The sequence below is a fragment of the Actinocatenispora thailandica genome (assembly GCF_016865425.1).
Classification (GTDB): Bacteria; Actinomycetota; Actinomycetes; order Mycobacteriales; family Micromonosporaceae; genus Actinocatenispora; species Actinocatenispora thailandica.
Window position 1 is genome coordinate 4551336 of record NZ_AP023355.1, and the last position, 20222, is coordinate 4571557.

At 73.6% G+C, this 20222-nt stretch carries 14 protein-coding genes and 1 pseudogene; 7 read left to right on the forward strand and 8 right to left on the reverse strand.

Going from position 1 to position 20222, the window contains the following annotated elements:
- The first annotated feature begins 81 nt into the window (after positions 1 to 81).
- Positions 82 to 753, forward strand: coding sequence for a transcriptional repressor LexA (gene lexA / locus Athai_RS20235; protein WP_239157443.1), 672 nt, complete (start codon positions 82 to 84; stop codon positions 751 to 753).
- Between the two features lie 87 nt (positions 754 to 840).
- Here lexA and Athai_RS20240 read toward each other — a convergent pair whose 3' ends face one another.
- The gene (locus Athai_RS20240; protein ID WP_203962954.1) at positions 841 to 2883 is read right to left on the reverse strand and encodes a hypothetical protein; all 2043 of its coding nucleotides are present in this window, start codon (positions 2881 to 2883) and stop codon (positions 841 to 843) included.
- A 332-nt stretch (positions 2884 to 3215) separates the two neighbouring features.
- Positions 3216 to 4799: a GTPase HflX gene (hflX, locus tag Athai_RS20245; RefSeq protein ID WP_203962955.1), complete on the reverse strand. Its 1584-nt coding sequence runs from the start codon at positions 4797 to 4799 to the stop codon at positions 3216 to 3218.
- A 288-nt stretch (positions 4800 to 5087) separates the two neighbouring features.
- On the opposite strand from hflX, the gene Athai_RS20250 reads away from it, so the two are divergent.
- Entirely contained in the window at positions 5088 to 6527 is a 1440-nt protein-coding gene (locus Athai_RS20250) for an NAD-dependent malic enzyme (RefSeq protein ID WP_203962956.1), read from the forward strand.
- A 112-nt stretch (positions 6528 to 6639) separates the two neighbouring features.
- Here the strand turns inward: Athai_RS20250 and Athai_RS20255 are convergent, their stop codons facing one another.
- Positions 6640 to 7668, reverse strand: a complete 1029-nt coding sequence (locus Athai_RS20255; protein WP_203962957.1) for a hypothetical protein — start codon at positions 7666 to 7668, stop codon at positions 6640 to 6642.
- A 99-nt stretch (positions 7669 to 7767) separates the two neighbouring features.
- On the opposite strand from Athai_RS20255, the gene Athai_RS20260 reads away from it, so the two are divergent.
- Positions 7768 to 8388, forward strand: coding sequence for a TetR/AcrR family transcriptional regulator (locus Athai_RS20260; protein WP_239157050.1), 621 nt, complete (start codon positions 7768 to 7770; stop codon positions 8386 to 8388).
- 39 nt (positions 8389 to 8427) lie between these two features.
- On the opposite strand, the gene dapF is transcribed toward Athai_RS20260, so the two are convergent.
- Positions 8428 to 9276: a diaminopimelate epimerase gene (gene dapF / locus Athai_RS20265; protein WP_203962958.1), complete on the reverse strand. Its 849-nt coding sequence runs from the start codon at positions 9274 to 9276 to the stop codon at positions 8428 to 8430.
- A gap of 212 nt (positions 9277 to 9488) precedes the next feature.
- Between dapF and Athai_RS20270 the strand changes: the two genes are divergently transcribed.
- From Athai_RS20270 to Athai_RS20280, 3 genes are read left to right on the forward strand one after another with little or no spacing between them, the layout of a single operon-like run.
- Positions 9489 to 10865: a pyridoxal phosphate-dependent decarboxylase family protein gene (locus Athai_RS20270; protein WP_203962959.1), complete on the forward strand. Its 1377-nt coding sequence runs from the start codon at positions 9489 to 9491 to the stop codon at positions 10863 to 10865.
- Positions 10847 to 11449 (forward strand): GNAT family protein, encoded by a 603-nt coding sequence (locus Athai_RS20275; protein WP_203962960.1) that lies wholly within the window; start codon positions 10847 to 10849, stop codon positions 11447 to 11449. Before Athai_RS20270 ends, Athai_RS20275 begins: the two co-directional genes overlap by 19 nt.
- On the forward strand, positions 11436 to 12092 hold the full coding sequence (locus Athai_RS20280) for a DUF6875 domain-containing protein (protein WP_203962961.1): 657 nt from the start codon (positions 11436 to 11438) through the stop codon (positions 12090 to 12092). The genes Athai_RS20275 and Athai_RS20280 overlap by 14 nt, the downstream gene beginning before the upstream one ends.
- A 319-nt stretch (positions 12093 to 12411) precedes the next feature.
- Here the strand turns inward: Athai_RS20280 and Athai_RS20285 are convergent, their stop codons facing one another.
- From Athai_RS20285 to Athai_RS20305, 4 genes and pseudogenes are all read right to left on the reverse strand, one after another.
- Complete coding sequence (locus Athai_RS20285; protein ID WP_203962962.1) at positions 12412 to 13392, reverse strand: asparaginase; 981 nt, start codon at positions 13390 to 13392, stop codon at positions 12412 to 12414.
- Positions 13393 to 13544: 152 nt separating this feature from the next.
- Positions 13545 to 16972 (reverse strand): annotated as a pseudogene (locus Athai_RS35330) (lectin).
- Between the two features lie 128 nt (positions 16973 to 17100).
- On the reverse strand, positions 17101 to 18144 hold the full coding sequence (gene miaA / locus Athai_RS20300; RefSeq protein ID WP_420829794.1) for a tRNA (adenosine(37)-N6)-dimethylallyltransferase MiaA: 1044 nt from the start codon (positions 18142 to 18144) through the stop codon (positions 17101 to 17103).
- Entirely contained in the window at positions 18033 to 18737 is a 705-nt protein-coding gene (locus Athai_RS20305; protein WP_203962965.1) for a class III extradiol ring-cleavage dioxygenase family protein, read from the reverse strand. The genes miaA and Athai_RS20305 overlap by 112 nt, the downstream gene beginning before the upstream one ends.
- Positions 18738 to 19001: 264 nt before the next feature.
- Here Athai_RS20305 and Athai_RS20310 point away from each other — a divergent pair, with 264 nt between their 5' ends.
- A complete protein-coding gene (locus Athai_RS20310) occupies positions 19002 to 20222 on the forward strand; it encodes a DUF349 domain-containing protein (RefSeq protein WP_203962966.1) in 1221 nt (406 codons plus the stop codon).

The window sequence follows — 20222 nt, forward strand, 5'->3', positions numbered from 1 at the left end:
GCCCGGCGGCGGGGCGGTGCCGCCGGGCGGACGAGCGGCCGCACCCGAAAGAGCGGCGAGCCCGCAACTGCGGCCACCACCGTGGTGGCGACGTTCCCGGACCAGCCGGAGGCCGACCTGACGGTGCGGCAGCGGCGCATTCTCGACGTGATCCGCGACTCGGTGGAGCGACGTGGATACCCGCCGAGCGTGCGCGAGATCGGCGAGGCCGTCGGGCTCACCTCGCCGTCCTCGGTGGCGTACCAGATGGGCATCCTGCAGCGGCGGGGTTACCTGCGCCGCGACCCGAACCGACCGCGGGCGCTGGACGTGCGACCGCCGCGCGAGGAGCCGCGGTCCGGCGAAGCGGCGGACGGCAGCCCGCTCAGCTCGATGCCGGAAGCGACGTACGTGCCGATGGTCGGCCGCATCGCGGCCGGCGGGCCGATCCTCGCCGAGCAGGCGATCGAGGACGTCTTCCCGCTGCCCAAGGAACTCGTCGGCGAGGGCACCCTGTTCCTGCTGCGGGTCACCGGTGATTCGATGATCGACGCGGCGATCTGTGACGGCGACTGGGTCGTGGTGCGCCAGCAGCCGGTCGCCGAGACCGGCGACGTGGTGGCCGCGATGATCGACGGTGAGGCGACGGTGAAGACCTACCGGCGCCGCGACGGCCACGTCACGCTGGTCCCGCACAACCCTGCGTACGAACCGATTCCCGGCGACGAGGCCACCATCCTCGGCCGGGTGGTGACGGTGCTGCGCCGGATGTGACCCGCGGCTGCTACCGGCCGGCCCGCTGGACCGTTCTGCCGGTGGCAGTGCCGTGCGGCTGGTGGGGTCGGCCCGGCCGGGCGCTGCTCAGCGGAGGTCGTCGAGCCAGTCGATCTCGTGGTCGTCGTCTCGCGGACGCCGCGACCGGCCCGCCGGCGGCGGCTTCTCCCGCCCCCGGTCCGCCGGGGGCTGCGGCCGGGTCCGCCCATGATCCTGCCGGGAGCGAGGATCGACCGGCGGCGGTCCGGCCGGGCCACGACCGCGCGGCGGGTCGTCGCGCACCTTGTCGATGACCGCGGTGTCCACGTCGGACACCTCGCCGGGGTCGGCGCGGCGGCGGGACCGCGGCGGCAGCGTCGGGTCGTCGTCCGACCGGCCGTGCTGGCGCGACCGCGGTGGAAGGGTCGGCTCGTCATCCGCGTCGTACCGCCGGCGCGCCGGCTCGTCGTCCGGCCGCCGACCGTACTGCCGGGACCGGGCCGGCTCGTCGTCCGGCCGGCCACCGTACTGCCGGGACCGGGCCGGCTCGTCGTCCGGCCGGCCACCGTACTGCCGGGACCGGGGCGGCAGCGTCGGCTCGTCGTCCGCGTCGTACCGGCGCCGGGCGCCTCGGGCGGGCTCCTCCGGCCGGCCGTGCGGCCCCGACCGGGGTGGCAGCGTCGGCTCGTCCGCCGCGTCGTACCGGCGCCGGGAGGTCGGCGGCAGCGTCGGCTCGTCCTCCGGGCCGTTGCGCCGGCGGCCGCGCATCGACGCCTCCACCGGAGGCACGTACGGCCGGGCCCGGGACGGTTCGGGCGGCTCGTCGGCGTACGGCGGCTGCTGCGCGCGCGGCGGGGTGCGGCGGTCCGGCGGTTCGCCACGCAGCCGGCTCTCCCGGGCCTCCTCGACCCGGGGGATGTACGCGGTCTCCGCGTCGTCGTCGGCCGGGCCCCGCCGGCGGTCCGGCCCGGGTCCGGACGGGCGCGGCCGGTCGTCTCGCCGGTCGCCGTCCTCGGGGCCGGGAGGCCCGCCGCGCCGGCGGGCCCGCCGGATCCCGACGATGCCGACGACGACCAGCGCCAGGCCGAGCACGCCGACCACGATGACCAGTTCCTTGATGTCGCTCAGGTTGATGTTGCCGGAGAGCAGCCCGCCGCCGCCGCTGCCGGCGGTGCTCTTGGCCGCCGCCGACCGTTTCGTCGGCGCCGGCGCCACGGCCGGCGCGTACTTGAGGATCTTCGGCGCGGCGCTGGTACCGGAGGTGTCGGAGACGGTCAGGAACGATCCGCCGTCGGCGCTGTAGGTGATGGCCTCGCCGGACGGCTCGTTCGGCAGCGGGGTGCGCACCGGCTTGCCGGACACGATGCTCTTCGCGACGTCGCCGCCGGAGATCTTCCACTCGTAGGCGTCGGTGAAGGTACGCAGCACCGCCCGGGTGCCGTCCGGGGACACCGCACCACCGGTGAACACCCGCTGCGCGGCCGGGCCGACCGAGCCGCCGGGGGTACCGGTCGCGGCGAGCTTGATCGAACCCATCGACTTCAGCGGGGTGGTGGCGTTGGCGGACAGCTTGGCGGTCGGCTCGTACACCTTGCCCACGCCGGCCTGGTAGGTGACCACGATCGGGGTGCCGTCCGGCTGCATCAGCAGCGACCGGGCGTCGACCGGGCCGGCGCCGGACGGGTAGCTCATCCGGTACAGCTGGGTGGGGCTGTTGCCGGCGGGGATCTTCCAGACGGCGATGGTGTCGCGGGACTTGTCGGCGTCGCCGGTGTCGGCGACCCACAGCGTGCCGTCCTTGGTGGCGCCGATGTCCTGCGGCGAGGACGCACCACGGCCCTGCGAGTCGGTCAGCGTACCGGTGACGTTGCAGTGCGAGTCGAGCTGGTAGATGGCCAGCGGTTCGCCAGGGCCGACGTTGTTGACCACCGCGTAGCCCTTGGCGGTGGCGGTCAACCCGGTGATCGCGTCGATGCGCTGGTCGGAAATGGTGCACACCTTGTGCCCCGGGCTCGCGGACGGCTTCGGTGACGGCGCGGCCAGCGCGGGCGCGGTACCCACGGCGGCGAGCACCAGGCCCGCCAGCGCCGACCCGAGCACCCTGCGACCGCGGGTGCGCGGCGATCGCGGCGCGCCCGGCGAGCGGAACATCGACACAGCCCCTCGCAGATTCACGGCGCAAGTGTGGCAGAGCCGGCCGCCGTTCGGGCAGGTGGCCCGCCGTGACCAACCGTCGGTTTATCGGGAATTGACCGAGTGTCGTTACCAACAGGTAGCTACGAGGATGGTCACAGTACACGAACCGTGTCCGCGCGGATGCGCATCGACACCGACGAATTCCCGTCCGCGCTGACGACGGCAAGACGCCGGCAAACGCGACGTGGCCGCGCCGGAGGGTTCGGACCGGGTGGGCGCGACTTCGACCCCGGAACGTCCGTTTCCGGGCGTTCGGGTTCGAGTCGGGCCTGCGGCTCCGCGCCGGGTCAGCCGGCCGGCGCCGGCTCCGCCAGGGCGAACGGGGCCAGCTCCGCGGCGAGCATCGGGTCGACCCGTACCCGCAGCACGGTGCCGTCGGCGGTGTGCTCGATGGCGAGTATCTCGCCGTGCTCGCGGGCCCGGTTGATCAGCTCGCCCCGGTCGTACGGAACGCGAACCAGCATCGGCACCGGCGGCCGGGGCAGCCGCGCCTCCACCGCCGCCCGCAACTCGTCGATACCGGCGCCGCTGTGCGCCGAGCAGAACACCGCGTCCGGCCAGATGCGGCGCAGCCGCAGCAGCGTCTCCGGATCGGCGGCGTCGACCTTGTTGACCGCCAGCAGCTCCGGCCGGCTCGCCGCGTCGATCTCGGCGAGCACCTCCCGGACCGCGGCGACCTGCGCCTCCGGGTCCGGGTCCGAGCCGTCCACCACGTGCAGCACCAGGTCGGCGTCGGCCACCTCCTCCAGCGTGGAGCGGAACGCCTCCACCAGCTGGTGCGGCAGATGCCGGACGAACCCGACGGTGTCGGACAGCGTGTAGATGCGGCCGTCGCCGGTGCGGGCCCGCCGGGTGGTCGGGTCGAGGGTGGCGAACAGCGCGTCCTCCACCAGCACCCCGGCACCGGTGATCCGGTTCAGCAGGCTGGACTTGCCGGCGTTGGTGTAGCCGGCGATCGCCACGCCCGGCACGTCGTGCCGGCGCCGGTCGGCCCGCTTGGTGTCCCGGGCCGCCCGCATCGCCTTGATCTCGCGGCGCAGCTTCGCCACCCGCTGCCGGATGCGCCGGCGGTCGGTCTCCAGCTTCGTCTCACCGGGACCACGGGTACCGACCCCGCCACTGGCGCCGCCGGCCCGGCCACCGGCCTGCCGGGACAGGCTCTCGCCCCAGCCGCGCAGCCGCGGGATCAGGTACTCCAGCTGGGCCAGCTCGACCTGCGCCTTGCCCTCCCGGCTCTTCGCGTGCTGGGCGAAGATGTCCAGGATCAGCGCGGTGCGGTCGATGACCTTGACCTTGACCCGGGTCTCCAGGTTGCGCAACTGGCTCGGGGACAGCTCGCCGTCGCACACCACGGTGTCGGCGCCGCTGTCCACCACCACGTCGCGCAGCTCGTCGACCTTGCCGCGGCCGACGTAGGTGGCCGGGTCGGGACGGCCGCGACGCTGGATCAGCCCCTCCAGCACCTGCGAGCCGGCGGTCTCGGCGAGCGCCGCCAGCTCGGTCAGCGACTGCTCGGCCGAGGCCAGCGTGCCCTCGGTCCAGACACCGACCAGCACGACCCGTTCCAGCCGCAGCCGCCGGTACTCGACCTCGGTGACGTCGGTGAGTTCGGTGGACAGGCCGGCGACCCGCCGCAACGCCTGCCGGTCGGCGAGTTCCAGCTCGCCCACCGTGGCGTCCTCGGCGAACGCCGGATCACCGAGCAGCGCCGGGCCGGCGAGCTCGGGGTCGGCGAGGGTGGCGTCGGCGGTGAGCTCCGGATCACCGGGCCGGACGCCGGCCGGGGCGGAATCGGTCTCGTACCGCTCGTCGTCGGGCGCCCCGCCCCGGAGCTGCCCGTCGAGTGCGGCGTGGGAATGTGTTTCAGCCATTGGTTCGATCGTGGCACGCGGAACGGGTCGATCGCACCCCCATTAGCGGCGCGTCGGCGGGCCTACTCGCCGGTACCCCGATGAGGCCGCAAGACCGATCCGCATGGCCCGCCCCGCAGGGCCCCCGGGGCGATCGCGCAGAGATACTGTCCGGATCAGGGAGTTCGGCACGAACCGGCGGGTGCGCGCCGGGCACCGGACACCAGCACGCAGTACGTGTCAACGACGACATGGTGCGGTCGCGCCGAGGCGCATCGGGGCGACCGCGACTCGGGAGAGGACCCATCCGTGACCACCCGTAGCCTGCCGAGCGCCGGCTTCTCGATCACCGTGCGGGTTTCGGTACCCGCCGACTCCACCTCGATCGGCCGGCTGACCACCGCGGTCGGCGACGCCGACGCCATCGTCACGGCGCTCGACGTCGTCGACTCCGACCACCAGACCGTCACGGTCGACCTCACCTGCGACACCGCGGACGCCGCGCACGCGGAGAGCGTCGTGCACCATCTCGAATCGCTCGACGGCGTGCAGGTACGAAAGGTCTCCGACCGGACTTTCCTGCTGCACCTGGGCGGCAAGATCGAGGTGTCCTCCAAGGTGAACCTGCGCAACCGGGACGAACTGTCCCGGGCGTACACGCCGGGTGTGGCCCGGGTGTGCATGGCGATCGCGGAGAACCCCGAGGACGCCCGCCGGCTGACCATCAAGCGCAACACGATCGCGGTCGTCTCGGACGGCTCCGCGGTGCTGGGCCTGGGCAACATCGGCCCGGCGGCGGCGATGCCGGTGATGGAGGGCAAGGCGGCGCTGTTCAAGCGGTTCGGCCGGGTCGACGCCTGGCCGGTGGTGCTGGACACCCAGGACAGCGACGAGATCGTGTCGATCGTCAAGGCGCTCGCCCCGGCGTACGGGGGGATCAACCTGGAGGACATCGCCGCGCCGCGCTGCTTCGAGATCGAGGCCAAGCTGCGCGAGGCGCTCGACATCCCGGTCTTCCACGACGACCAGCACGGTACGGCGATCTGCGTGCTGGCCGCCCTGACCAACGCGCTGCGGGTGGTCGGCAAGCGGATGAGCGACGTGCGGGTGGTCGTGTCTGGAGCCGGCGCGGCCGGCACCGCGATCATGAAACTCCTGCTCAAGCAGGGCGTCGGCGACATCATCGCGTGCGACCGGCCGGGCGCGCTGCACCGTGGCATGCCCGGCCTGACCGGCAGCTGGGAGTGGCTGGTCGAGCACACCAACTCGGCGAACTACGCCGGTCCGCTCGCCGGCGCGCTGGCCGGCGCCGACGTGTTCATCGGGGTGTCCGCGCCGAACCTGTTGGAGGGCAAGGACATCGCCACGATGAACCCGGACGCGATCGTGTTCGCGCTGGCCAACCCGGACCCCGAGGTCGACCCGCGGGAAGCCCGGCAGTACGCCACGGTCGTCGCCACCGGCCGCTCCGACCAGCCGAACCAGATCAACAACCTGCTCGCGTTCCCCGGCGTGTTCCGGGGTCTGCTCGACGCGCAGGCGCCGAAGTGGACCGACGACATGGCGCTGGCCGCCGCGAAGGCGATCGCCGACTCGGTCGGCGAGGAGCGCCTGAACGCCAGCGTCATCGTGCCCAGCGTGTTCGACCCGAAGGTCTCGCCGGCGGTGGCGGCCGCCGTGCGGGCCGTCGCCAAGGGCGCCGAGGATTCGGACCCGGACAGCGAGCAGGCCCCGCTGGCGCTGCGCTGACCGCCCGGCCCGGCGCCGGGAGCCCGGTACCGGGAGCCCCGGTGCCGGCACCGGGGCTCCCGGTACCGGCACCGGTCCGGCGCCGTCTCGATCCCGAAGCGTCGGAAACGGCTCAGCCGGCGTAGCTGTCGGCGACGGCGGTGAAGGCGAGCTTCGGCTCCCAGGGCAGCCCGGGGTAGGCGTGGCCGGACCCGTCCGCGAGCACCTTGACCACGCCCAGGCTGGCCAGGTCGAGATCGTCGCGCGGGTCCCCGTCCGGCCGGTGGGGCAGGTTGTCGAGGGCGAACAGGTGCACGAACGTGCTGTCGACCCCCTCGGCGTCGAACACCTCCAGCAGCTCGCGCAGGTATTCCGCCTGGCCTGCTTCGTCGCGTTCGAGGGCCTCGGTGAGCCGGAGCGCACCGGTCGCCGGATCGCTGGCCAGGACCTGCATGCTGCGGGCCGCGACGTCGCCCGACCCGCGCCACGTCGCGGTGCCGAACCCGGTGATCGCCAGCGGCTTGGGCTGCGCGACGAGGGTACGCACGCCGTCCCGGAACCGGTCGGCCACCTCCGCGGAGCGGATCAGTTCGACGGTGACGATGTCGAACCGATCCCAGTCGACGCCCTCGTACTGGATGGCGGCGTACGTGACGCGGCCGTGGAAGGCGGCCCGGACCGCCGGTACGAGGTCGCGCAGGAACCGCTCGAACCGGTCGCGCACCTCGGCGATGCGGGCCGGGCGGCGGTCCGGATCCGCGAACAGGTACCGGAGGCGGTCGGCGACGGTGTCGCCGTCGAGGAACCCGCGGTTCAGCATGGTCAGCTCGACCCCGGCGACGAACACCACCTGGGCGCCCGCGGCGCGCAGCCGTTCGGCCCGGTGCGCGCAGTCGAGCAGCAGTTCCCGGATCGGGCCGGGGGCAAGTTCCAGCGGGTACGGCGAGAACCACACCTCCAGGCCCAGCTCCGCGGCACACCGGGCGGTGAGTTCGAGCCGGTCCGGGTCGCCGCCGACGACCTGGACCGCGGTGCAGTGCAGGTCGTCGCGGATGATCGTCAGCTCCCGCCGGACCAGGTCGGCGTCGAGGTGCAGCCGGGACGAGGTGCCCCGGTCGACGTCCAGGAAACCGGTGTCGTAGCAGATCCCCTTGGCTCGCATGACGTGCTCCTTTCGCTGGGTCGGTCGAGCCGAACCCAACCACGAAAAGTGCGCGCACGCAAGTTTGCGGGTACGCATGTTCTGTGTGAGGATGGGCGGGTGACGACGAGGCGTACCGGGCTGCGGGAGCAGAAGAAGCAGGCCACCCGCGACGCGTTGAGTGCCGCGGCGCTGCGGCTGGCCCTCGCCCACGGGCCCGACCAGGTGCGGGTGGACGACATCGCCGAGGCCGCCGGCGTGGCACCGCGCACGTACAACAACTACTTCGCCAGCCGGGAGCAGGCGATCGTCGCCGCGATCAGCGCCGGCCGGGAGGCCCGCGTCGCCGCGACGGTCGCCGGTCGGCCGGCGGGAGTGCCGCTGTCCGAGGCGATCACCGACGCGGTGGTCACCGAGTACACCGAGACCGCCGACGACCGCCGCGAGGCGCTGCTGATGATCACCACCCGGCCGGCGCTGCGGCAGGCGTACCTGGACACCGCGGCGGCGATCGAGTCACCCCTCACCGGCGTGCTGCGCGACCGGCTCGGCGACGGGGCCACCGCCCGGGTGCTCGCCGCGAGCGTCGCCGCCGCGGTCCGCGTCGCCCTCGACCGCTGGGCCCGGCCCGCCGACGGGGCGGCGGCCGGCGGGCTGGTCCTGGTGCGCGGCTCGCTGCCCGACGAACTGCGCGCCGCGCTCGCACCGCTCGCCCCCGCCCTCGACGCCGCCAGCGGCTGACCCCGGCCCCACGGCCGGCACACCGGACGCGGGTACGGATCAGGCGAGGGTGCCGGTGGCGACGATGACGGCGGGACCGGCGAGGACCAGCGAGTCGCCCTCGACCGTGGCGGTCAGCCGGCCACCGGGTACGTCGACCGCGACCGTCCCGGCGGTCTCGCCGGCCTCGGCGAGGACCACGGCGGCGACCGCGCACACCCCGGAACCGCAGGAGCGCGTCTCGCCGGCGCCCCGCTCGTACACCCGCATCGCGACGTGCCGGTCGGCGCCGGGCACCGGGTCGTCCAGGTCGGCCACGAACTCGACGTTGGCGCCACGCGGGAACACCGCGGGGTCGATCGCGGGCGGGGCGGTCAGGTCCAGCCCGGCCAGTTCGGCGGCCGGCACCGGGCAGACCAGGTGCGGGTTGCCGGCGTCGGCGGCGACGCCCGGGTAGCCGACCCCGCCGAGCTGCGCGCCGGTGGTGCCGACCAGCGTCGGGGTGCCCATCTGCACCGCGATCGTCTCCCCCAGCCGCCCGGTCCGCAGGCCGGACCGGGTGGCGATGGTGATCTCGGCGCCGGCGGTGGCGTCCACCAGGCCGGTCTCGGCCAGGTAGCGCAGGAAGACGCGGATGCCGTTGCCGCACATCTCGGCGATGGAGCCGTCCGCGTTCCAGTAGTCCATGAACCACTCGGCCGCCTCGGCGTAGCCGGCCGCGTCCGGGTGCTTGGCGCTGCGCACCACCCGCAGCACCCCGTCGGCGCCGAGCCCGGCGCGCCGGTCGCACAGCGCGGCGACCCGCTCCGCGGTCAATGGCAGCGCGCCGTCCGGGTCGGGCAGGATCACGAAGTCGTTCTCGGTACCGTGCCCCTTGGCGAACGCGGCGCCGGCCAGCGTCGTACCCATCGCACCCCCTCTCCCCCACTCTGACACGACATCCTGGCACGACCGCGCCGGTCACGCCGGGGGCGGGGCGCGCCGGGCCACCCAGGTCCGCCGGACTGCGCATTCCGGATGGACGGTCGCGGACAAGACTTCGGGTTTTCTTTCGGTGCCAGCCGGTCAGGTCGCTGCCAGACTTGCGTCGGCCGCGGATCGGCGGATCGTCAGGAGGACGGGTGGAGCTTGCGCACTGGCTGTCCCGGGCCGTGTCCGCGACCGAGGAATGGTCCGCCCGCTTCGGGCCGCACGCGCCGCACCCCGCCAACGAGGTGGGTGACGAGGACTTCGACGCGGCGTTCACGGAGTTCAGTTCCCGGCTGGCGGACAACTACCCGTTCTTCCATCCCCGCTACGCCGGGCAGATGGTCAAGCCGCCGCATCCGGCGGCGGTGGTCGGCTACCTGGCCGCCATGCTGCGCAACCCGAACAACCACGCGCGGGAGGGCGGCCCGGCCACCTGCGACATGGAGATCGAGGTCGTCGCGCAGCTCGCCGGCATGTTCGGCCTGAACGCGCACCTGGGCCACCTGACCGGCGGCGGCACGATGGCCAACCTCGAAGCGCTGTACGTGGCCCGGCAGAGCCACCCGGACCGGGGCGTCGCGTACAGCGCGGACAGCCACTTCAGCCACGCGCGGATGTGCCAGGTACTGCGGATGGCCGGGCATCCGGTCGCGGTCGACGCGGCGGGCCGGATGGACCTGGCCGCGCTGAGTGCGGTGCTGCGCGACGAGCGGATCGGTACGGTCGTGGTGACCGCGGGTACCACGGGTACCGGCGCGGTCGACCCGATCCACGAGATCGTCGAGCTGGCCCGCCGGCACCGGGTCCGGGTGCACGTCGATGCCGCGTACGGCGGGTTCTTCGCCCTGCTTGCCGGCACCGAGGGCATCGCTCCGGAACCCTGGCAGGCGATCCCGCGGTGCGACTCGGTGGTGGTGGACCCACACAAGCACGGCCTGCAACCGTACGGGTGCGGCGCGGTGCTGTTCACCGATCCGGAGGTGGCGCGGCACTTCCGGCACGATTCGAGCTACACCTACTTCACCCCGGCCGACCTGCACCTGGGCGAGATCAGCCTGGAGTGCTCGCGCGCCGGCGCCGCGGCTGCCGCCCTGTGGCTGACCTTCCGGGTACTCCCGCCGACGCGCGACGGGCTGGGCCGGATCCTCGCGGCGTCTCGACGGGCCGCGACCGGCTGGGCCGAGCTGATCGACGGCTCGTCCCGGCTGCGCCTGTACCAGCGACCCGACCTCGACATCGTGACCTACCTGCCGACCCGGTCGACACTGTCCGAAGTGGACACCGTGACCGAGCGGATGTTGCGCGAGGGGATGACCGACCCGGACGACCCGGTGTACCTGAGTGTGCTGCGCGCCGACGCGGACGCGTTCCGACGACGCCATCCGGACCTGGTCCGGGACCGGCCGGACGCCCGGGTGCTGCGCAGCGTCCTGATCAAACCCGAAGCCGAAACCCACCTGGCCGGGCTGCACGAGCGGATCGAGCGGCTGGCCGGCGAGAGGAGCACCCGATGCCCGACACCAGCGTGACCGACACCGCCGTTCCTGCCCTGGCCGCAGACGAGCAGGTGCTGGTCGACCTGCTCACCCGGGTGTTCGAGACCGACCCGATAGCGGAGTGGGTGTTCCCGGACGCCGACCGGCGGCGCGCTGTGCTCCCGCGGTTCTTCGGGATCCTCTACTCCGCGGCGGTCGGCAACGGCGGCGCCTACACCAACGCCGCCCGTACCGGGGTGCTGCTGTCGCTGCCGGCCGGCGCGACCGAACCGCCGGAGCTGATCGGGCAGCTGCTGGAGGCGGTCGGCGAGGACGCCGCCCGGTTCGGCGCGGTGGCCCAGGCGCAGGCCGAGCGGCGACCGGACCGGGCACACCAGTACTTCACCTTCGGCGGGCTGGAGCCGTCGGTGCGCGGCCAGGGGGTGGCCGGCGCGCTGTTCGCCTCGGTACTGCGGCAGTGCGACGCCACCGGCGTCGGTGGCTACCTGGAAGCCAGCTCGCCGGCCGGGCTCGCGCTCGCGCACCGGTACGGGTTCACCGAGTTCGGCGACGAGATCCGGATGCCCGACGGGCCGGCGCTGCAGCCGATGTGGCGAGACGCCCGTGCCCTCGACTGATCCGGGTCACGACGATCCTCCGCTCTGGTCGGCGGCGGACATCGACGCCGGTCTCGTCGACGACGAGCGGCTGCGTACCGTGCTGGCCTGGAGCCGCCGGTTCCTCACCGCGGGGCACGCCGAGCTGGGCCGCCCCGGCCCGGTCTGCCCGTACGCGGGTCCGTCGCTGCGTCGTGACCTGTTCCGGCTGTCCGTGGTGCCCGGCGTGGTCGACGCCGGGCAGGTGGCCGGGCTCCTCGACCGGTGCCGGGAGCGCTTCGGGCACCTCGCTGCCGCTGTACCGGAGCGGGACGCGGAGCTGGTCGCGATACTGGTGGTGCTGCCGGACTTCGATCACGACGACTCCGGCCCACTCGACGACCTGCAACGCTCGGTCAAGCACCGCTTCGTGTCGGACGGGCTGATGGTAGGTCAGTTCCATCCGCGCTGCCCCGAGCCGGGGCTGTGGCGGCGAAGCTTCCGGCCGCTGCGCTCACCGGTGCCGCTGATCGCGATCCGCCGGATGATGGCCGGCGACATGCCGTTCATGCTGCGTTCCGAGCAGCACCTGGCCGCCTACCTGGCCCGGTTCGCACCGCAGTTGCCGGCCCGGATCCGCGACCAGCTCAGCGCCGCCGCGGTGCAGGGCCCGCCGGCCGGCTGAGGGCCGCCGACGCGACCGCTGCCGGGGCAGGGGCGGGGTGCGCCGCCACCGTGGGCACCGGCCGGCGGGCCGGGGCGACGACCGCGACGGCCCGCGCCCGGCCAGCCCGCACGCGAAGCCACGAGGACGGCCGGCGCGGACGTCGAGACGGGACCTGGGCCATGTCTTCGTGGCCAGCCACCCGGCTGCGCCGGGCCCGTTCGCCCGCTCGCGGCGTGGTCGGCACGGGCGCCCACGACACCGGCATGCACCCGCACCTGCGCCTTGCGAGCGAACAAACGGACTCCGGCTCGCCCGGGCGGAGCCACGAAGACACGCCCTAGCGGCGGGCGGCGAGCTGCGCCTCGATGGCGGCACCGTCGGCGCCCGCGGCGAGCAGGGTGCGCAGCAGCACCCGGGCCCGGTACGGGGAGAGCAGCCCGCCGTTGAGCAGCCCGCGCCGCGCCAGGTCGGCTTCCGAGCCGACCGCACCGTAGGTGTGCGCCAGCACCGATCCGCCGCCGGTACGGGAGGTCAGCACGACCGGGATGCTCCGGGCGACCGTGCCGAGCACCGGCGCCAGCGCGCCCGGGACGTGCCCGACCCCGTACCCGGCGACGACCAGGCCCTGGTAGCGGTCCGCGAGGCCGGCCAGCAGCCCGCCGTCGTCGTCCAGCGTCGCGGTGTACAGCCCGACCCGGGCGCGGTCGAATCCGGCAGGGTCGACGGTCAGCGCCGGCAGCCGCGCCGGCCGGGTCAGCACCCGTACCGCGCCCTCGATCACGTGGCCGATCGGGCCGGCGTCCGGGGAGGTGAAGGCGCCGGTCGCGGTGGCGTGCGCCTTGCGCACGAAGCGGGCGGCGTGGATCTCGTCGTCGAGGACGGCGAGCGCGCCGAGCCCGCGGGCGGCGTCGGAGGTCGCGACCCGTACCGCGGCCAGCAGGTTGGCCGGGCCGTCCGGGCCGGCGAGCGTCGGGTTGCGCATCGCGCCGGTGAACACCAGCGGCTCGTCGCGGTCCCAGAGCAGGTCCGCGAGGTAGCAGGTCTCCTCCAGGGTGTCGGTGCCCTGGGTGACGACCACGCCGGCGGCACCCTCGCGTACCGCGGTGTCGGCGGCGGCGACGAGTTCGGCGATCCGGCGGAAGGTCAGGTCGGCGCTGGGCACCGGCTCGGTGTCCTGCACCGCGAGCTGGACACCGATCTCGGCCAGCCCCGGTACCGCGGCGGTCAGCTCGGCGCCGCCGAGCCGGGCGACGACGCCGCGTCCGCCGGCGCCGGCCATCGCGATGGTGCCACCCAACGTGTACAGAACGATCCGCACCGTGCCCCCCGAACGACGTCGCCGGACGCGACGCTACCCAACGCCGCGGAACCGCCCGCCCCGGGTATCGGCGGGAAAGCCGATCACGGGGGTGGCTGGACGGAGACCGACGTCTCCGCCAGCCAACCCCATGATCGACTATGCAACGGCGGTCAGGCGAGGCCGATCGCGAAGATGTGCATCGTCGCGGACGGGTTGGGCAGGGTGACGCTGGCGACGGTCTTGCCGGCGGTCAGCGCACCGGAGGTGGCGAACACGTACGTGTCCACGTTCTCCTTCGAACCGGAGGTGGAGTTGCGGTACGGCATCGACGCGACGGTGGTGTCACCGGGCAGCGGGTCGTAACCGCCGGCGCCGAGGGTCCAGTCGCTGAACCCGAGCGTCAGCTTCTGCGTGCTGCCGTCGGTGTAGTGCACGACCAGGTCGCCGACCGCACCGGATTCGTCGGCGTTGGTCGCCGAACCCAGGATGCCGAGCTGCTTCGCCCCGTCCGGTACCACCAGCGGGATGGTCTGGCCGGCCGCCTCGATGTTGTCCAGCTCGCCGGACGCGGCGTCCGGCCAGGTGTAGCCGATCCCGTTCACCGTCACCGGCTCGCCGGCCTTGAGACCGTCGGCGGCGAGCGCCTGCGCGGAGTACGCGTAGCCGCTGGTGTCCAGGCTCGCCGAGCTGGGCTTGCCGTCGTCGGAGATGCCGGCGTTGGTGTAGTAGGGCCACAGCTCGCCCGGCTTGGCCACCGACAGGTGCGCCGACGCCGGGTCCAGCTGGGTGCCGTCGGCGGTCTTCAGGTCGAACGACACCGTGTACCGGCCCTCGGTCTGCCCGGCGGTCACGGTGACCGGCGCGCTCGCCGTGGACCTGGCCGCGACGTCCAGGCTGCCCGAGGCCGGCGACACGCCGACCCCGTCGTCGCCCTTGCCGGTCCAGCTCACCGAGATCGGCTGGTCGGACACGTTGGTGACCTTGACCTGGAACTGGCCGGTGCCGCCGGGCTCGATGACGGTGCCGTCCGACGGGCTCACCGAGGTGAACGTGGCCTGCTGGCCGGTGCCGTCCGACGGCGGCGCGTCGGCCGGGTCGGACCCCCAGCTCTTGTTCGGGATGCTGGTCAGGTCGTAGTTCAGGGTGCCGCCGTCCGCCAGGTCGCGGTAGCGCAGCCACGGCTTGTCGACCGACCTGCCGCCCAGCTTCAGCCCGTTCACGTACGCGTTCTCGACCGAGGCGTTCGGCGCGGTGATCGTCAGCTTGTCGCCGCCGGGCAGCGCGACGACCGCCTTCTGGAAGACCGGGCTGCCCAGCGCGAGCACGTCGGTACCGGGCGTCTCCGGGTACATGCCCAGCTCGCTGAACACGTACCAGGAGCTCATCGCGCCGAGGTCGTCGTTGCCGAACTGGCCGACCGGGGCGTCGAAGTACAGCTGCTGCTGCGCCTCGCGGACCACCCGCTGGGTCTTCCACGGTGCGCCGACGTAGTCGTACTCCCAGGGGATCTCGATGCTGGGTTCGTTGGACAGGTCGGCGTTGGTCGGGCCGGGGTGGTCGATCGAGGTGAACAGGCTGTCCAGGTACTTCTCGTACCCGGCGGCGCCGCCCTTGGCCAGGATCAGCGCGTTCAGGTTGTGCGGCACCATCGGGGTGTACTGCGCAGCGGTGCCCTCGACCATGCCGGTACCGGTGCCCGGCGAGAAGCCCGGCACCCACTCGCCGTTGGACTGCCGCGCCTGCACGTACCCGGAGCCGGCGTTGAAGGTGTGCTGCCAGTTCTGCGACCGGGTGGCGAACCTCGTGTAGGTGTTCTTGTCCCCAACGACTTCGCGAACGCGGCGATCGCGTAGTCGGCGCTGTCGTACTCCAGCTGGGTGGACACCGGGCCGTAGAAGTTGCAGCAGCCGTACTTCAGGTCGTACGGCAGGTAGCCGTACTTGTCCAGGGTCGCCTGGCCGGGCCGGATGTTGCTGGGGTTGCTGGCCTCGTCGACCATCGCGGAGAGCGCGTGCTGGTGGTCGAAGTCGCGGGCGCCGAACGCGTACGCGTCGGCGATGATCGCGTCGGCCGGGTCACCGACCATCACGTAGCTCTCCCCGTTGGCCAGCGACCACTTCGGCAGCATCCCGGACTGGTCGTAGTCGTTGAGCATCGACCGGATCGAGTCGCTGGTCTGCTTCGGCGCCACGATCGACGCCAGCTGCACCTGCGACCGGTAGATGTCCCAACCGGAGTAGTTGGCGTACTGCGCGTGCCCGCGCGCCGCCGTGTGCACCTTGCCGTCCATCCCGGCGTACTGGCCGTTGACATCGGAGAACACGTTCGGGTGCAGCAGCACGTGGTAGAGCGCGGTGTAGAACTGCTGCTGCTGGGCGGCCGAGCCGCCGCTGATCCGGATCCGCTCCAGCAGCGCGTTCCAGTCCGCGTGCGTCCGGTTGCGCACCTTGTCGAAGTTCCAGCCGTGGATCTCGCTGGCCAGGTTCTTCTTCGCGTTGGCGTTGCTGGTGAACGAGATGCCGACCTTCGCGGTGACCCGCTGGTCGTTCGACGCGTCGAACGTCAGGTACACGCCGCCGGGGCCGGTCGTCGCGGCCGGCTGGGTGCCGCCGTGCACGGTCGGCGCCTGGTGCACCGAGCTGGCCGACGGCTTCGCGCTGCCGTGGAAGGGCTTCGCCGCCTTGCCCTTCGCGGTGGCCGCGGCCGGCGGCGTCGGCGTGCTGCTGGCCTTCTTGCTGGCGTGCTGGCGCAGCGTGCTCGACCCCGCGGTGGTGCCGCTGGCGTCCCAGGTGCCGTAGCCGCTGAACGAGCGGCTGAACTGGATGTCGAAGTGCAGCGTGTAGTCGTTCTCCGCGTCGCTGGACTGGCCGCAGAAGTGGCCGGAGGTCACCGACCCGGTGACCTCGTGGTCGCTGACCACGGTGGCCGACGTCCCGTCCACCGTGCTGGCCGAGCCGGCCACCTTCAACAGCAGGTTCGCCTTGCTGGTACGCGGGAAGTCGAAGGTGCCGATCCCCGACCGGGTGCGCGCGGTCAGCGCCGTGGTCACCCCGGACCCCTGCGTCACCGTGTAGTAGCCGGCGTCGGCCTTCTCGTTGATGTGCGAGTAGGTGTCGGTGGCCGAGCCCGGCTTGGTACCGATGTCGCCGACGGTCGGCAGGATCGGCACGTCGCCGAGCGCGCCGCAGCCCGGCCCGGAGATGTGCGTGAGGCTGAACCCGGTCAGCGTCGAATCGTTGTACTCGTAGCCGCCACCCGGCGTGCGGTGCGGGCTGGTGTCCGGGCTCCACTGCAGCATGCCGAACGGTGCGTCCGCGCCGGGGAACGTGTCGACCGCGCCGGAGGTACCGATCAGCGGGTTGACCAGCGACGCCGGGTCGGACACCGGCTGCGGCGCGGCGAACGCCCGGCCGGCGAACGGTACCGCCGCGGCGAGTACCGCGACGATCGCCGTCGCGGCGCGTGCCGCGCGACGGTGGGGTGGGTGTTTCATTGCCCGTCCTTTCCGGTGGCCGCGGGACGGCCCGCGGCCCGAGGGGTCCGAGGAGCAGGCCCGGGCGCGCGAGCTGGGGTGCGGCCCGGGTGGTACCGATGACATCGTTGTCAGGCGGGAAAGCGCCACCCGACTGAAACCGGATGCTAGGCCCCTGACGTACCCGGTATCAAGATCTGTCCGACTTGGGGGTCGTGACTGGAACGCCGGTCACGACCCCGTTGCGGCCCTGGTCACCGAGAAGAGGCCCCCCGCACCAGTTCGATCGCCGCGGCGGTCAGGTCCGGCCGGTCGGCGGACAGCCAGTGAATCCGCCGGTCCCGGCGGAACCAGGACCGCTGCCGCCGGACGAACCGCCGGGTCGCGCGCACCGTCTCGGCGCGGGCCGCCGCCTCGGTGCACTCGCCGGCCAGGAACCGCAGCACCTGCTGGTAGCCGAGCGCCCGGCTGGCGGTACGGCCGTCGGCCAGTCCCCGCGCCGCGAGCGCGCGTACCTCGTCGACCAGCCCCGCCGCCCACATCCGGTCCACCCGGCGCTCGATCCGCTCGTCGAGCACCTCGGTGGGCAGCTCCAGCCCGATCCGCACCGCGTCGTACACCGGGGTCGCCTCGGCCGGCAACGCCGCGACGAACGGCCCGCCGGTGAGCGCGATCACCTCCAGCGCCCGAACGATCCGCCGGCCGTTGCTCGGCAGGATCCGCTCCGCCGCGACCGGGTCGCGCTCGCGCAGCCGCCGGTACAGCGGGTCCGGCCCGTGCTGCGCCAGCTCCTGCTCCAGCTCGGCCCGCAACGCCGGATCGGTGCCGGGGAACTCCATCGCGTCCAGCACCGCCTGCACGTACAGCCCGGAGCCGCCGACCAGCACCGGGATACGGCCGGCCGCCAGCAGCCCGTCGACCGCGGCGCGGGCCAGCCCCTGGTACTCCGCGACGCTCGCCGGCTCGGTCACCGGCCAGATGTCGAGCAGGTGGTGAGGCACCCCGGCCGCCTCCGCCGCGGTCACCTTGGCGGTACCGACGTCCATTCCCGCGTACAGCTGCATCGAGTCGGCGTTGACCACCTCGCCGCCGAGTGCCCGCGCCAGCGCGACACCCAGCGCCGACTTGCCCACCGCGGTCGGCCCGACCACCGCCACCACCAGCCCGGCGGGGCGCCCCGGGTCGGTCACCGTGGCCGCCAGGTCGCGACCAGGTAGGTCACCTCGGCCGGCGCGCCCGCGTAGTGCAGCCGGGCCGCCCAGCGCTGCTCCGCCAGCGCACCGGCCAGGACCTGCCACGGCGCCCGGCCGACCGCCGACAGCGCCCGCGCGCGGTCCGGGTCCAGCGCACGCAGCGCGGCCGGGTCGCCGGCCGCGAACGCCTCCCGCACCGCCGCGTCGAACTCGTCCGCCTCGGCGTCGACCGCGCCGGGCTCGGCCAGCGCCCGGCGGGCCGCCGCGTCACCCATCACCAGCAGGCCGATCGGACGGTTCCCGCTGTCGGCCGCGATCCGGCGCCCGGTCGCCAGGCACTCGTCGGTGGACGCCGTCGCCGGCACCGTGACCGCCAGCCGCGGCACCGGCACGTCCGCCAGCAGCCGCGCCGCGACCAGCAGGGACAGGTCACCGAACGTGCGCCCGCTGCGATCGCCGCCGAAGTCGACCGGCAGTTCCCGCCCGTAGCGGGCGAAGCTGCCATGATCGTTCGGGCCCCAGCTGTCCGCCCGGGCGCCGGCGCCGACCACCAGCACCTGCTCGACCGGCTGGCGCACCAGCTCGCGCACCGCGCTGGCGCAGGCGGCCCGTACCGGGGCGAGGTCGGCCGCGGCGCCGGTCGCCAGCTCGGGCAGCAGCAGCGGCGGCTGCGGGCAGGCCGCGACGGAGACGATCACGCACCAACGGTAGCGGCGGGGCCGGTCGCACCGGCCGTACCCTCCCTGCCGGGGCGGCGCCGGGTCCCGCGGTGCGGGAGCATCCGGACGGCGGACCGGGCTGTAACGCTCGCCAGGGTCACGGTTCGGCGTCGACCCGTTCCCGCAGGGCTGGACACACCTGTGACAATGCTCCGAGACACACGAGACTGTTGAGCCGGTACATGCGGCGGGCGGCCCGGGACGACACGGTGCCGGGACCGGAAGGATCTGAGGGTGGATTCGATGAGCGGTGACGGGCGCGACTGGACGACATTCGGTCGGGTCGACGCGAACGGCACGGTCTATGTCAAGACGGCCGCCGGCGAACGGCCGGTCGGTTCCTGGCAGGCCGGTACACCCGAGGAGGGGCTCGCCCTGTTCGCCCGCCGGTTCGCCGATCTGGTGACCGAGGTCGAGCTGCTGGCGAACCGGCTGTCCTCCGGCAAGGCCGACGCGGCGCACTCGGTGGCGACGATCCGGCGGCTGCGCAACGAGCTGTCCACCGCGCACGTGGTGGGCGACCTGGACATGCTGGCCGGCCGGCTGGACGAGCTGTCGGTGGTCGCGCAGAAGAAGAGCGAGGAGGCCAAGGTCGCCCGCGAGGAGGCCAAGGCCGCCGCCGTCGAGCGCAAGCAGCAGCTGGTCGCCGAGGCCGAGCAGCTCGCCACCGAGTCCACCCAGTGGAAGGTGGCCGGCGACCGGCTCAAGGAGATCGTCGAGGAGTGGAAGACGATCCACGGCGTCGACCGCAAGACCGACGGCGAGCTGTGGAAGCGGTACGCGGCGGCCCGGGACGCGTTCGCCCGCCGCCGCGGTACCCACTTCGCGAGCCTCGACGCCGGCCGCAAGGAGGTGCAGACGGTCAAGGAGAAGCTCGTCGTCGAGGCCGAGTCGCTGGCCGGCTCGGACGACTGGGGCCCGACCGCGGCGCGGCTCAAGCAGCTGATGGCCGACTGGAAGGCCGCCGGCCGCGCCTCCAAGGAGGCCGAGCAGCGGCTCTGGGAGCGGTTCCGCGGCGCCCAGGACGCGTTCTTCTCCCGGCGCAGCGAGGTGTTCAGCGCCCGCGACGCCGAGCAGCAGCAGCACCTGACCGCCAAGCGGGAACTGCTCGCCGAGGCCGAGGCGATCGACGTGGACGCCGACCCGAAGGTCGCGCAGCAGAAGCTGCGGGACATCCAGGGCCGCTGGCACGAGATCGGCCGGGTACCGCGGGACGCCGTGTCCGGGCTGGAGCGCCGGCTGCGCGCGGTGGACGAGAAGGTGCGTGCCGCGATGGACACCGCCTGGCGGCGCACCCCGATCGAGCAGAACCCGCTGCTGGTGCAGATGCGCGAGCAGGTCGCCGAGGCCGAGGAGCGGTTGGAGCGGGCGCGGGCGGCGGGCGATACCCGGCGGATCAAGCAGGCCGAGGAGTCGCTGGAGAGCAAGCGCCGGTTCCTGCAGCTGGCCGAGCACACCGGCTGA

What these genes read in the sequence shown, in the direction of transcription:
- Athai_RS20310 (WP_203962966.1), top strand. Translation starts at nt 19,002, where the DNA reads ATGAGCGGTGACGGGCGCGACTGGACGACATTCGGTCGGGTCGACGCG.
- hflX (WP_203962955.1), bottom strand. Translation starts at nt 4,799, where the DNA reads ATGGCTGAAACACATTCCCACGCCGCACTCGACGGGCAGCTCCGGGGC.
- Athai_RS20240 (WP_203962954.1), bottom strand. Translation starts at nt 2,883, where the DNA reads ATGTTCCGCTCGCCGGGCGCGCCGCGATCGCCGCGCACCCGCGGTCGC.
- Athai_RS20255 (WP_203962957.1), bottom strand. Translation starts at nt 7,668, where the DNA reads ATGCGAGCCAAGGGGATCTGCTACGACACCGGTTTCCTGGACGTCGAC.
- Athai_RS20275 (WP_203962960.1), top strand. Translation starts at nt 10,847, where the DNA reads ATGCCCGACACCAGCGTGACCGACACCGCCGTTCCTGCCCTGGCCGCA.
- dapF (WP_203962958.1), bottom strand. Translation starts at nt 9,276, where the DNA reads ATGGGTACGACGCTGGCCGGCGCCGCGTTCGCCAAGGGGCACGGTACC.